We start from the raw sequence: 12,403 nt of genomic DNA, 5'->3' as shown, positions 1-12,403 counted from the left end.
CGCGCACCACTTCCGGTCGCTCCATGTTCATCTCCTCTGGAAGCATGGGGGGAGCCCAACCTCGCTCGGCCAACAGCGTGCCCATCCCTCCATCGAGAAAGAGCAGAGATTCGCCCTTTTGAAGCCGTTCCATTTGAAGCCGCGCCTTCGGCGTCTTACGCCCTGCGTTTTTCGTTTCCTGCATTGAAACCCCGCCTTCTTCACTTGAATCTGAACCTGAATCTGAACTTGAATCTGAACTTGAATCTGAACTTGAATCTGAACTTGAATCTGAACCTGAATCTGAACCTGAATCTGAACTTGAATCTGAACCTGAATCTGAACCTGAACGTTTACCCGCTTTAAAAAAAGGCCGCCCTTTCGTTGTGGGCGGTCCTCGATTCTCATCTTCCATCAACTTTATTTTCCGTCAACTTTTTTGAGGATCACATTTAGCCCAATTCTCGAATTTTCTGTTCCATGAAATCCAGCTTACTCTGAGTCTCGGCGCGGCTGGCAAGGTTTTTTTCTTGCATGGTCATCAAAGCGTAACGATAGATGCTGAACAACTCCTGTCCATAAATTCCCAAAAGACCTTTGCCGATATGGTGTTCCCCGCTCTGTAAAATATTACCCGCGACACTAACCATTTGCATCAAGATGACGCCCTCTGGCGTCATCTTGAGTTCAGAAATCGCGTGGTAGGTCTCCTTGCCGTCCGCGACACGCCGGCCTACCTCCGCCCGCAACTGTTCAAAATCGGACATCAATCCCAAGCCCAGGTACATATCGATGTAAGTTTCTTGAAATTTCTCTTGACATGCCTTTACCGCGGCCTCGATTGCCGCCGGATCGACGGGAGGTTTCGAGGGTACTGGAGTAACTGGAAGAACGGTTGTTTTGTCCGCGGAGGAGTTCTGTATCTTTCTGATTAGCTCCATATCGACTTCACCCTGAAAAGACAAGCCATCAATGGGCATTCCCCGAACGGGATTTCCCATCGTCCTGCCACGTCCAGGGCTACGTTTTTTAGAAGAGTTAGAAGAGAAAGAGGAATGTTTTCGCATAAACATCAGGAGGATCAAAGGCAGCAAAACTAAGACCAAAAATGCCGCCCCGATGACGCTGTAAGGATAATAAGGCAAATCTTTCAGGTAAGTCATATATTGAAATACGATATTCAATCCATCATCCCCCCATCATCCCCTGCTCGTCCTTATAGGCCATAGTGTAATATACTATACTACAAAAGAATCACACAAAAGCATTCCCCACAAGAAGAGATTGAACATTATTAACAAGAAAACGGCGGCGGAAAGCATATCTTTACCCGCTTTGATTTGGGGATTGCGCTCTTTGTCGATGAGATCAAAGGCCCTTTCCACGGCGCTGTTGACCAACTCGAAAGCCATGACAACCAGCCATCCAGCTAGGAGCGTGGTGGACATCAAAAAGGACAGCCTCGCCCACAGCAGTACTCCCAAAAGAACAGCCAACACTAGGGCTTCGAGTTGGAAGGCCTGTTCTTCCTTGAGGGCACAGAGAAAGCCACTTAAAGAATAACCTGTGCTACGACAAAGGCGCATTAAGGGATTATATCGCTTCATGGGAGTTCCGTCTGTTTTTTTGAGAAAAAAGGCCATCACCTGTTTCTTACCTATTCTTTCTCTGCAGCTTTTTCAGAATAAACACTACAAACACCGGAACAAAGCGTATGGTAGCGGAACACATAGCAGCGAAGCTGATAGCAAGTCCTATTCCTTGGTTACAGCCGCCTTCGCTGGAGAAAGGCGCGTAAGATTCATCGGGGGTTGTCGACGAGTCGAGTATCGAACCACTTCCAGTCCGGTCCACGTAGAACCCCAGAGTCCACCTCTCGTCTACCTTGCCATCCCCTATCAGAATGTAAGGGACGCCGTCGTCCTTCACGACTTGACAGAAGGCTGTCTTGCCTATGTTCTGGCTGACAGCGTCGGCGATGAGAACGATGAAGTCCAAGTACAGAAAATCTTCGTGGGTGAAGGCTTGGACGCAACTTTCAACGCTATAGCCCCGGTTATTCAAGGTGGTGAAGAGGTTCATGTCTTGCTCCGCTGCGTTAGGTGAGCGCACCCACACCGCGCAGATGTTGGCGAAGGCGTTGATCACGCTGTCTGCGTTGGACAATTCCTCCCACCTGTCGACGATGGGCAATTCTCGCCGCGAGATCCGCAGACGAATCTGGACGGGCAATAAGGCTATGTCGTCCGATCCCGTCACGCTGGGAACATCGGCGGAAATCATAAGAGAATTGAACGCGTCGGCTTTGAAGTAGCGATTCGTGACCGCAGCATTAGAAAGGATATAACCCGTGGCCGGCATCGTGGGTGTACCCCCTGCGTGTTGGGCGATTTCCTCTTTGGTGTTTTCCTCGTTTCGCGCCACGTCGGCAAATGTCATCTCGAAGCCTGTCACCGACCAGCGCACGTCACCGGAGATCGGTGAAATCGGCGCCCCATAGGGAACCATCCCTCCCACCTTACGATAAAGGAGGCGCAAGTCCCGTGGCGCGGCAGGGTCTCTGTAGGGATAAAGCCGGAAGGATTCACTGGAGCCGTAGACCATATCCATGGAACTGCTGAATACTGTTGTCAGCCCCGGCGCGATTTGACTTTGAGGGTCGAGCTGGAAGGCGGGCGGGAGAGAGCCGTAAAGGTCAGGAGTTAGGTCATAGGCCCAATGAAGAGGGGGAATATCCCGATAAATAGAGTTCAGCGTATCGTAACGCTGGTTCCGATAGCGCGTTCCCGTCCGGTTGGTGATCCGCGTCACCAATTCGTAACGGAGAGGTTCCACGTCCTTCGACTGTATCATGAAAAAAGTTCCCAGGTTGCGCTCCCCGTTTTCATCGGCTCCCCAGCGGAATTTATGGCGAGTCAGTACATCGTTGCTGGAGAATAGCGTCATGTCGAAGTACAACTCATTGCCTGGCTCTGCTGCTGAGCCGTTGGAGACGTTCGCCACCACCAGTGGGATTTTGATCGACTCTCGATAGCCCGTGAAGTTTGAGTCGAAGCTGGCGGACTGTCTGAAGGTCAGGTAACCGAGGGAACTGCCATAGCTCTCGGGTAAGTCCGCCTGAAAGGACATAGTCGTGAGAAGCCAGTCGCCACTGTTCACCAACTCTGGACTTCCGGGAACCACCCTGGTGTTGTAGTCCGGGACGCTCAATAGCACGTCCTCCATGACGTCCTGGGATCCCGTCGGGGAATAAGGGCCATGGTAGACATAATTATTTCCAAAATTCAATTTCAGCTCCCCTTGCCCCTCTTTGAGGACGAGGAACATCGACTGAATGGGGTCGAAGCTGACGTCGTCTCCCAGAGTCGTGTCGTGCAGAGGATCCTCCAGGTAAACGCTGCTAAAATCGTGAATCAGGTCCGCCGACGTTACGACCGGCACACCCGGCGCTTCGCCTCCGTGGGTATCCCAGTCGGCGCTCCAGACGCTATTGATCCAACGGTTTTCGAGAACCGTGGCGAACCACTGAGAACCGGCGATGGTATGTCCGTCGCGTTCTCCGCTCACGTCCCGCAACTGATAATAGGGTAACGCCCAGGCAGACCCCAAGTGAAAAACGCCCCAGCAAAACACCCAAAGCAAAAGAATCGCTAGGGGAAATTTAGATCCGCCTATCGCCTTTGTCGTTCTTGCCATCTTTTCATAACCGATCCTTTCAGCGTATTAAAACCCACTTATAATAATATATAGATACATCTCGCATAGTATTGCTTTGACTATAAAGCCAAAGAAAAAGCTAAATCTCGCAAAGCTCAAAAAAGCTCAAAGAAATATTCCACGAAGCATCGGTCATAATTAATACCCGCTCCAAACAAAAGGAACAAGAGCAAATCCTGAAACACCTCCGGAAGGAGCAGCGAGTATAGCGTTTTAACAAAATAACGGGTAAATCGTAAGTATTTTAAATACCCGAAAAAACCGTTTTTCACTATTCTAACTTTAGGTCTTTTACTTTATTCACTACACCCACTTTAGATCTTTTACTTTATTCACTACACCCAAGCTTCTCACTCGACGTTGAGCAGGACCTGCATTTCTCCTTTTGGAGTGTGGATATAGAAGCCCTCGATTTCCCATACTTCCCGTTGAGCGGGGAGTACGACGGGAGCCGTAATATCGCACGGCTTTCCATTGCCCGACATCATGGCGGCGGCTTTTCCGCCGATGATGTTCGACATTTCCGCCATCGCGGAACGGGCAATTTCATCGATCGTCTGCATGTCTTTCGCCAGGAGCGACTGGACCATCGAGCGCGCGAAGTCGTTGGAATAAACAAAAACGGCCTTACCCACAATATTTCCTACAAACCCTACTTCAAAAGAAATGTCTCCCTTGAAACTCCTTTTCGGGGACATCGTCTTGTCGATCTCCTTCGCGTTCAGGTTCAGCATGGTCTCAACCACGTTGAACGTGCCGGAGGAAAAACTTCCCAGACAGGTGACCAAGGATTCTTGATCCTTCGAGAGGTTTTTGCCCACAATTTTCTGATCGGTGTCGGCCACGTGGTAGTTCAGCCACGCAACCAACGACCCGCAGAAGGCCTTCACAACCTGCATGTCGTATTGCGAGTAGTACATTCTTTTCGCGAAATTCTGGACTGTCACGATAAATCTCTTGTGTTGCAACTTGTGCGCGTCAATGTCCTTGTAGCCAATTGAGGCTTGGTATTCTTCCTCGAACTGGAAGTGTCGCACCGTGTAGTCGTACAAAAAATTGACGACGTCGGCACACTTTTTTTTGTAATCTACGTGTTCGCTGTCGTCAATCACCGCAACCAGGTCGTCCACCATACTAAAAAGCTGCTGGTGCTGCTTATCGATTGTTTCTACACCCAGACGATACGTTTCTTTCCACATGAAAAAACCTCCTCTGAGCGGAATCAAACCCACTCTTGACATACTCCCACGACTAAAGTCATGGGATTCTAAGATCGACAAAGACAGCCTACTGAAACCGGTCTTACGTCTTCTCCTCAGAGTGGATGCCCCCACTCTGAGAATATTTACAGCCGCATTAATATCCCGGTCGTGTTCTGCCCCGCATCTCGCGTTGATAAGCCATATCTTGTTTGCATAAAACTTAAAAACTTATTTCTGATAGACCTCAAAAAATATTTCACATACACGGAATCATCTATAACTCTCTCTTGGTGAAATTTTATAGCATAGGATTGGGCGTTTATCAATAGGGGATTTGAATCCGCGCAGGGCAAATGCGTTAGATTATAAATTGTTGCTATGACTAATTTCATCCCTTATCTGTAAGCGTTTAGCTAAAATAAGCAAAAACTATATTTGCAAGATCTCTTAAAAACCCTGACGCGTTTGTCCTGTTTTAAATCCGCGTTATACCTTGACAGGTTTCCCACTTCCTCTTAGAATATTACAAGTTTCTCGTTTAACGTAATAATGAAGCGACGAAAACCATGAAAGGATCGGACATGAAAGGATCGGAAGAGATGAGCGTGGCAAAGCAATGGAATAGCAATAGAAGCGTCAATATGTCAAATTTTGATCTTCTCCTCCTCGGACTTTGTGCACACGCGGATTCCCTTTTCTTTGGATCGGCGCTTTTTTGACGTTCAACAAAGTCGCAAAGCGGAAGACACAACGAAAAACGAGGAATCCGAGATATTCGGGTTCCTCTTAATTTTATTTAAATTTTATTTAAATTTTATTTAAAAAAGGGGCTCTGATCGTAATGATTGGCACACAAATGGTTGGAACACAGGAGAAAATTCGTATTTTTGACACCACACTGCGCGATGGGGAGCAAGCGGCAGGGGGAAATCTGAACGTGGCCGAAAAACTGCAAATCGCCCGCCAATTGGCTAGATTGGGGGTCGACGTTATCGAGGCGGGCTTCCCCGCGGCCTCACCGGGAGACTTCGCCTGCGTGGAGTCCATCGCGCGGGAGGTTCCGGGACCTATCATTGCCGGACTTGCCCGCACGAAAGAAGAAGACATCCGCGCGTGCCACAACGCCGTGAAAGGCGCTCCACGACACCGCATCCACATCTTCCTCGCCACAAGCCCCATCCATATGAAGCATAAACTCCGAATGACACCCGAAGAGGTTTTGAAAGAGATCCAGTTCAGCGTTTCCCTGGCCCGAGAACTGGTCGAGGACGTGGAATTTTCCGCCGAAGACGCCAGTCGGTCGGAGATGCCTTTCTTGATCAAGGCATTCAAGACGGCCTTAGCCGCCGGAGCCACCACCCTCAACATTCCCGACACCGTCGGCTACGCGACACCTGAGGAGTTCTATCAATTCTGCCGAGCAGTCATCGAAGGCGTTGGCGCTTCAGAAAACGTGATCTATTCCGTCCACTGCCACAATGACCTTGGGCTTGCCGTGGCCAATTCCCTGGCGGCGGTCCGCGCGGGAGCTCGCCAGATCGAGTGCACGATCAATGGGCTGGGAGAACGGGCCGGAAACGCCTCCCTTGAGGAAATCGTCATGGTGTTGAAAACGCGTTCCGACCAATATGGCCCTACCGTGGGGTTGAACACCACGAAACTTCACGCGACCAGCGCTCTGGTCTCTCGCCTTTCGGGAATACATGTTCCCCCCAATAAAGCCATCGTCGGCGCTAATGCCTTTGCCCACCAGGCGGGTATCCATCAGCATGGCGTCATGGCAAACCCCCTCACATACGAGATCATGAAGCCTGAGGACGTGGGCGTATCGGGAACCGAATTGGTGTTGGGCAAACACTCCGGCCGCCATGCCTTTTACCATCATATCGAGCAACTCGGCTACGCTCTGAAGCCCGAACAGCTCGAAAAAGCGTTTGTGCTTTTCAAAAAACTCTGCGATAGTAAAAAAAGTGTCTCCGATGACGACCTCGCCGCCCTGATCACCGATGAGATTTTGTTGACCTCTGTCGAAAATCTGTATAATCTCAAACATTGTTCCACGAAAACCGGCGACGGCCCGGCCCTGGCCGTCATCACATTGAGCAACGGAAAGGGCGACATCAGCGACGCCGCGACCGGCAATGGCCCCATCGACGCCGCTTATCGCGCGATCCGGCGAGCTATCGACTTGGAGGCCGAACTGCTCAGTTTCAACATCAAGGCGACCAGCGACCGCTCGGATTCCTTGGGGGAAACGTCAGTGGTATTGCGGTCCGGGGAGGTCTCTGCTCCAGGGCGGGGCGTTAGCACGGACGTCATCGAGTCCGCTGTGAAAGCCTTCGTCAACGGCGTTAATCGCCTCCACATACTGGCCTCGGCCAAGGGCGTCAAGCTCGCTGAGAAACGTAAAGATCATTACGAATAAATACGAATAAAGAGGTAGGTGTCAATGGGGTCCCAATCTGTGCGCTTAGAAAACGTCACGAAAATATTCAAAGATCCGCAGTCGGGACAACAAACGCTAGCTGTTGACGGCGCGTCCTTCGAGATTGCGCCGGGAGAGCTGGTGACGCTGCTGGGACCTTCGGGCTGCGGCAAAACCACCGTGCTGAGAATGCTGTCGGGTTTCGAGTTCCCTACGTCGGGACGCGTCTACATCGGAAAAGCGGACGTCACTCGCGTTCCACCGAACAAGCGCGACACGGCAATGGTATTCCAGAGTTACGGGCTCTTTCCCCACATGAATGTCTTCGATAACGTGGCCTACGGGCTGGAATTGCGTAAAGTTCCCCGGATGCTCATCAAAAAAAAGGTCACGCGCTTTCTGGAGATGGTCGACCTCGCGGGTCTGGATAAACGCCTCCCATCGCGGCTTTCTGGAGGCCAGCAGCAACGAGTCGCTTTAGCCCGCGCCCTGATCATAGAGCCCTCGGTGCTGCTGTTGGACGAGCCTCTGTCGAACCTCGACGTATTGCTGAGAGAACAAATGCGCGTGGAGATTCGCGGGTTGCAAAGGTCGCTGTCGATCACCGCTATCTACGTCACCCACGACCGGGTCGAGGCCATGAGCCTGTCGGACCGCGTCATCGTCATGAACAAGGGAAGGATCGTTCAGGTGGGGACACCCAGCGAAATTTACCGAGACCCTGTGGACACCTTCGTGGCGGGATTTGTGGGCAAGGTGGCCTTCTTTCCCTGCACGGTGCGGTCTACCTCCCAACTTCTCTGCGATGTGGTGGTCGGAATTCGGCGTTTCGACGTGCCCAGGTGGTCAAAAGGGCTGAAAAACGGAGATGAGGCCCTAGTGATGTGCCGCCCGGAGTCGCTTTCTCTGGGCGCGCCCGGTGAGGGGATAGAGGATGGTGTCATTAGGGCCAATGTCTACCTGGGACATAGTGTGGAGTCCTGGGTAGCCAGCGACCGGGGCGACGTGTTGGTGCAAATCGACAACCCCGACATGAAGAAAATATGGAGGGAAGGAGAACCCGTTTCCCTGACTTTTTACCCCCAACTAGCGAAAGTGCTAAAAACGAGCTCTATTTCAACTTGACAAATAAGGATATACTTTGATAATATTTCTTTTGTGTCTTGTACACAGGGGGTATTGTTATGCCTTTAAGTGAACTTGCCGTTTCGGAAAGAGTTGTGGGTGAGCGAGAAGTCCGCCGGGCGATGAGCAAGGGATGTTTGAGAAAGATTTTTATTGCCCTAGACGGTGACACCAAAGTTTTGGCGGGATTGGCGGAAGATGCCAAGAGATTGGGTATAGAGACGGAAAACGTCGATTTCAAGCTGAAGCTGGGCCGCGCTTGCGCCATCGATAGGCCGGCCGCCGTGGCAGGGTTGTTAAAAATGGGAAAATTTGGGGAAAAATTAGGCAATACGAAACCGCTGATTCTATAGAAAATTTATTTTATTTTTTATTTATTTTATTTATTTTATTTAAGGAGGAGATTTTGTGCCGACAATCAATCAGCTTGTTCGTCAAGGACGCGCGGAGAAGCGAGCTAAAAGCGACTCTCCGGCATTGCAGGGAAACCCTGCGAGAAGAGGGGTGTGCACGAGGGTCTACACCGTAACGCCCAAAAAGCCCAACTCGGCTTTAAGAAAAGTAGCCCGTGTGCGCCTGACCAACGGAATCGAGGTCACGTCTTATATTCCGGGGATTGGGCATAACTTGCAAGAGCACTCCGTGGTTCTTGTCCGCGGGGGACGCGTGAAGGACCTTCCCGGCGTGCGTTACCACATCGTTCGTGGCACATTCGACTGCGGCGGAGTGGAGAACAGGAAACGCAGCCGCTCGAAGTACGGCGCGCGTAAACCCAAAAAAAGCTGATTTAGAAAAGCCGATTTAAGGAGGAAGTTATCATGCCTCGTAAAGGTCATGTGAGAAAGCGAGATGTCATACCGGATACGCGGTTTGGAAATCCCGCGGTGGCGAAGTTTATCGCGAGCCTGATGAAAGGCGGCAAAAAGAGCATTGCCGAGAAAATCCTCTACGATGCCTTGGATAAAGCCGCGGAAAAACTAAGCGCGGAACCCTTTGAAGTGTTTGAAAAAGCTATGGGCAACGTCGCGCCCCAGATTGAGGTTCGTCCGCGCCGCGTAGGGGGAGCTACATATCAAGTGCCGGTGGAAGTCACGCCGGAGAGGGGACAGCTTCTTTCCATCCGTTGGATTTTGTCTTACGCCCGCTCCAAAAAGGGGATGCCTATGTCAGAACGTCTGATGCGCGAATTAATGGATGCCTACAAGAACGAGGGCAGCTCCATTAAAAAACGCGAGGACACACACAAGATGGCGGAGGCCAACCGAGCGTTCGCGCATTATCGCTGGTAAACCCGTAAGTATACCTCAGTATACCTCATACCTGGAGCGCCGAACGGGTTTTTGTCGGAAAAGTTTGAAATACGTATTCTGATTGGGTGGGTGCTTTTTTTTTGGAAATCACGAAACTGAGAAACATAGGCATAGCGGCTCATATCGACGCCGGTAAGACGACGACCAGCGAGCGTATTCTCTATTATACGGGGCGTAATTACAAAGTCGGCGAGGTCCACGAGGGCGCAGCCACGATGGACTGGATGGAACAGGAGAAAGAGCGGGGTATCACGATCACCTCCGCCGCTACGACGTGCGTTTGGAAGGATCATACGATTAATTTAATTGATACGCCCGGCCACGTGGACTTTACAGTGGAGGTAGAACGTTCTCTCCGCGTATTGGACGGGGCTGTTTCCGTCTTCTGCGCCGTAGGAGGAGTAGAACCCCAGTCAGAGACCGTTTGGCGTCAAGCGGACAAGTACCACGTTCCGCGTATCGCGTTCATCAACAAAATGGACCGCATTGGCGCGGATTTCGAGGCGGTCGTGGGGGCGATGAAGGAAAGGCTGGGAGCCAACGCTGTACCCATTCAAATTCCGATCGGCGCGGAGGAAGATTTTGCGGGAGTAGTGGACCTGATCGATCAAAAGGCCGTGATGTTTAGCGGCGAGTTGGGACAGTCGCCCATCATAGCGCCGATTCCCGCAAAAATGGGTGACGCGGCCAAAGCGGCGCGGGACATCCTTGTAGAAGGCGTTTCGGATTTCAGCGATGATATCATGACTCTCTACCTCGAAGGCAAGGAAATCGGAGGCGACTTGATCCGCAGGGTTCTTCGGGAGGCGACGATCGCGCTCAAGTTGGTGCCGGTCCTCTGCGGCTCCGCCTTCAAAAACAAGGGAGTAGAGCTGCTTCTCGACGCAGTGGTGGATTTCCTGCCCTCTCCGGTGGATCTGCCCGCCATCAAGGGGGTTCGCCCCGACGACCCGGAGGCGGTTGTAGAACGTCACGGCGATCCCAAGGAACCTTTCACGGCCCTGGCCTTCAAGGTGGCAGTGGATTCCTTCCTGGGTAAGCTGATCTTCTTGCGCGTCTACTCCGGCACTTTGGAAAAAGGCAGTACGGTCTACAACGCCAGTTCCAGTCAGAGAGAACGCGTCGGCCGCATCATGCGAATGCACTCCAACAAGCGCGAGGATATCGAAGTCATGGAGGCGGGGATGATCGTGGCGGTGCCGAGCTTGAAAAACACCAAGACGGGGGATACCCTTTGCCTCGAAAGCAACTCCATTGTTCTCGAAAGCGTGGAGTTTCCGGAGTCCGTCATCTCTCTTTCCGTGGAGCCCGCCACTCAGGGAGACAAAATGAAGCTATCAAAAGGTCTGGTTGCCCTGGCCGACGAGGACCCGACTTTCCGTGTCCGCACGGATGAGGAAAGTGGTCAGACGATCATTTCGGGCATGGGCGAGCTGCACTTGGAGATTATCGTGGACCGGCTCAAGAGAGAGTTCGGGGTGGATGTGAAAGTTGGTCGGCCTCAGGTTGCCTACCGCGAGGCGATTCAGAAGGCATCCTCGGCGGAGGGTAAGTACATTCGCCAGTCGGGCGGCCGCGGCCAGTACGGGCACGTGGTTTTCAACATCGAACCGCTGCCGGAGGGTAAGGGCTACGAGTTCGAGGATAAGATCGTGGGCGGAGTCGTCCCCAAAGAGTACATCGTGGCAGCCCAAAAGGGCCTCGATGAGGCCATCCAGAGCGGGATCCTGGGAGGGTATCCGGTTATCGGCATTCGGGTATCGCTGGTAGACGGCAGTTATCACGATGTGGATAGTTCGGAAATGGCGTTTAAAATCGCGGCTTCCATAGGTTTCAAGGAAGCGATGAGAAGAGCGTCTCCGATTTTGATGGAGCCTATCATGTCCGTAGAGGTCGTAACGCCTGAAGACTATGTGGGAGACGTCATTGGCGACCTTTCTTCTCGAAGAGGTCGTATCGAGGGGATGGATATGCGATCGAACGCCCGTATCGTCAGGGCTTTCGTGCCACTAGCCAGCATGTTCGGCTATGCCACCGACCTCAGAAGCAAGACGTCGGGCCGGGCGACCTACACGATGCAGTTCGACCACTACGAGCCGACGCCCGCCGATGTGGCGGAAAAAGTCTTAAAAAAGTAAAAATAAAAAAACTTGAGAGGGCGAGCTACGACGAACCCTAAAAATTTATCAGGAGGGAAATTAAGTTATGGCGAAGGAAAAATTTGATCGTAACAAGCCGCATTTAAATATCGGCACGATCGGGCATATCGACCACGGCAAAACTACGTTGACGGCGGCGATTACGAAATGCCTCGCGACGCAGAAGCTGGCGGATTTTACGGCTTACGATATGATCGACAAGGCCCCGGAGGAGCGTGAGCGTGGGATCACGATCAACATCGCCCACGTGGAGTACCAGACGGATAAGCGTCATTACGCCCATATTGATTGCCCCGGCCACGCAGACTACATCAAGAACATGATCACGGGCGCGGCTCAAATGGACGGTGCGATCCTGGTGGTAAGTGCGGCTGACGGCCCCATGCCCCAGACCCGCGAGCACGTGTTGCTGGCCCGCCAGGTCAACGTTCCCGCTCTGGTGGTGTTCATGAACAAGACGGACCAGGTGGACGACCCCGAACTTCT

13 protein-coding genes are annotated in these 12,403 nt (G+C 52.0%); 8 read left to right on the top strand and 5 right to left on the bottom strand.

Annotated features, from left to right (window positions below; genetic code table 11):
* Positions 1-184 (bottom strand): homocysteine S-methyltransferase family protein (locus LBJ36_05030; GenBank protein MDR1378396.1); only part of this gene is annotated, 184 nt, incomplete at its 3' end.
* Here LBJ36_05030 and LBJ36_05025 point away from each other — a divergent pair.
* Complete coding sequence (locus tag LBJ36_05025) at positions 184-345, top strand: hypothetical protein (GenBank protein ID MDR1378395.1); 162 nt, start codon at positions 184-186, stop codon at positions 343-345. The two genes, LBJ36_05030 and LBJ36_05025, sit on opposite strands and share 1 nt — an antisense overlap.
* Before the next feature lie 86 nt (positions 346-431).
* On the opposite strand, the gene LBJ36_05020 is transcribed toward LBJ36_05025, so the two are convergent.
* The 4 genes from LBJ36_05020 to LBJ36_05005 form a co-directional block, all read right to left on the bottom strand.
* Positions 432-1,163 carry a hypothetical protein gene (locus LBJ36_05020; protein MDR1378394.1) on the bottom strand — a complete coding sequence of 244 codons (732 nt, stop codon included), beginning with the start codon at positions 1,161-1,163 and terminating at the stop codon, positions 432-434.
* A gap of 54 nt (positions 1,164-1,217) precedes the next feature.
* Positions 1,218-1,586, bottom strand: a complete 369-nt coding sequence (locus tag LBJ36_05015; protein MDR1378393.1) for a diacylglycerol kinase — start codon at positions 1,584-1,586, stop codon at positions 1,218-1,220.
* Positions 1,587-1,632: 46 nt separating this feature from the next.
* Positions 1,633-3,675, bottom strand: a complete 2,043-nt coding sequence (locus tag LBJ36_05010) for a hypothetical protein (protein ID MDR1378392.1) — start codon at positions 3,673-3,675, stop codon at positions 1,633-1,635.
* 371 nt (positions 3,676-4,046) lie between these two features.
* Positions 4,047-4,895 carry a bacteriohemerythrin gene (locus LBJ36_05005; GenBank protein ID MDR1378391.1) on the bottom strand — a complete coding sequence of 283 codons (849 nt, stop codon included), beginning with the start codon at positions 4,893-4,895 and terminating at the stop codon, positions 4,047-4,049.
* An 844-nt stretch (positions 4,896-5,739) separates the two neighbouring features.
* Here LBJ36_05005 and LBJ36_05000 point away from each other — a divergent pair.
* From LBJ36_05000 to LBJ36_04970, 7 genes are all read left to right on the top strand, one after another.
* Positions 5,740-7,323, top strand: coding sequence for a 2-isopropylmalate synthase (locus tag LBJ36_05000; GenBank protein ID MDR1378390.1), 1,584 nt, complete (start codon positions 5,740-5,742; stop codon positions 7,321-7,323).
* Between the two features lie 24 nt (positions 7,324-7,347).
* Positions 7,348-8,448 (top strand): ABC transporter ATP-binding protein, encoded by a 1,101-nt coding sequence (locus tag LBJ36_04995; protein MDR1378389.1) that lies wholly within the window; start codon positions 7,348-7,350, stop codon positions 8,446-8,448.
* A 59-nt stretch (positions 8,449-8,507) separates the two neighbouring features.
* A complete protein-coding gene (locus LBJ36_04990; protein MDR1378388.1) occupies positions 8,508-8,801 on the top strand; it encodes a 50S ribosomal protein L7ae in 294 nt (97 codons plus the stop codon).
* Positions 8,802-8,856: 55 nt separating this feature from the next.
* A complete protein-coding gene (gene rpsL / locus LBJ36_04985) occupies positions 8,857-9,234 on the top strand; it encodes a 30S ribosomal protein S12 (GenBank protein MDR1378387.1) in 378 nt (125 codons plus the stop codon).
* A 32-nt stretch (positions 9,235-9,266) separates the two neighbouring features.
* Entirely contained in the window at positions 9,267-9,737 is a 471-nt protein-coding gene (gene rpsG, locus LBJ36_04980) for a 30S ribosomal protein S7 (GenBank protein MDR1378386.1), read from the top strand.
* A 101-nt stretch (positions 9,738-9,838) separates the two neighbouring features.
* Positions 9,839-11,896: an elongation factor G gene (fusA, locus tag LBJ36_04975; GenBank protein ID MDR1378385.1), complete on the top strand. Its 2,058-nt coding sequence runs from the start codon at positions 9,839-9,841 to the stop codon at positions 11,894-11,896.
* Between the two features lie 67 nt (positions 11,897-11,963).
* The coding region (locus tag LBJ36_04970) for a GTP-binding protein (GenBank protein ID MDR1378384.1) at positions 11,964-12,403 on the top strand (440 nt) is incomplete at its 3' end.

The sequence above is a fragment of the Synergistaceae bacterium genome, assembly GCA_031267575.1.
In the GTDB taxonomy this organism is placed as follows: domain Bacteria; phylum Synergistota; class Synergistia; order Synergistales; family Aminobacteriaceae; genus JAIRYN01.
Note: the sequence above shows the minus strand (reverse complement) of the source record. Positions and strands in the feature narration are given on the sequence as shown.

Excerpts from the sequence above, each read along its gene's own strand:
- LBJ36_05015 (MDR1378393.1), bottom strand. The coding sequence starts at position 1,586 with ATGAAGCGATATAATCCCTTAATGCGCCTTTGTCGTAGCACAGGTTAT.
- LBJ36_05010 (MDR1378392.1), bottom strand. The coding sequence starts at position 3,675 with ATGGCAAGAACGACAAAGGCGATAGGCGGATCTAAATTTCCCCTAGCG.
- LBJ36_05005 (MDR1378391.1), bottom strand. The coding sequence starts at position 4,895 with ATGTGGAAAGAAACGTATCGTCTGGGTGTAGAAACAATCGATAAGCAG.
- LBJ36_05000 (MDR1378390.1), top strand. The coding sequence starts at position 5,740 with ATGATTGGCACACAAATGGTTGGAACACAGGAGAAAATTCGTATTTTT.
- LBJ36_04995 (MDR1378389.1), top strand. The coding sequence starts at position 7,348 with ATGGGGTCCCAATCTGTGCGCTTAGAAAACGTCACGAAAATATTCAAA.
- LBJ36_04990 (MDR1378388.1), top strand. The coding sequence starts at position 8,508 with ATGCCTTTAAGTGAACTTGCCGTTTCGGAAAGAGTTGTGGGTGAGCGA.
- rpsG (MDR1378386.1), top strand. The coding sequence starts at position 9,267 with ATGCCTCGTAAAGGTCATGTGAGAAAGCGAGATGTCATACCGGATACG.